The organism is Candidatus Aquicultor secundus, from assembly GCF_002791875.1.
GTDB lineage: Bacteria > Actinomycetota > Aquicultoria > Aquicultorales > Aquicultoraceae > Aquicultor_A > Aquicultor_A secundus.
Map to the genome: position 1 here is coordinate 29,607 of NZ_PFNG01000238.1, position 334 is coordinate 29,940.

At 52.4% G+C, this 334-nt stretch carries 1 protein-coding gene; it reads left to right on the plus strand.

Annotation, left to right across the window (positions count from 1 at the left end):
* A partial coding sequence (locus COY37_RS10225; RefSeq protein ID WP_286977476.1) for a 3D domain-containing protein occupies positions 1-231 on the plus strand: 231 nt, incomplete at its 5' end.
* Positions 232-334 lie beyond the last annotated feature (103 nt).

Consider the following 334-nt stretch of genomic DNA (forward strand, 5'->3'; position numbering starts at 1 on the left):
GTCGGTAGTAGATGCGCAAACGGCATGAAGGCACGCAAAGGTGTAGTGGCCGTTGACCCGCGGGTTATCCCGCTTGGGACAAGGCTATACATCGAAGGCTACGGAGAAGCCATAGCCGCCGATACCGGTGGTGCGATTAAAGGAAATCGCATCGACCTGTGCTACAACACACCCGGTGAGTGCTTTGATTTCGGCAGGCGTTCTGTTAAGGTGTCAATCCTTGACAACTAATACAAAGAGCCCGATCTAGCTCGCAAGTTCGGGGCGTTAGTCGAAGGGTGCATGAAACAGTGACACTAGCAACACCACAGGCAACGCTAGAAGTAGTAAAGAA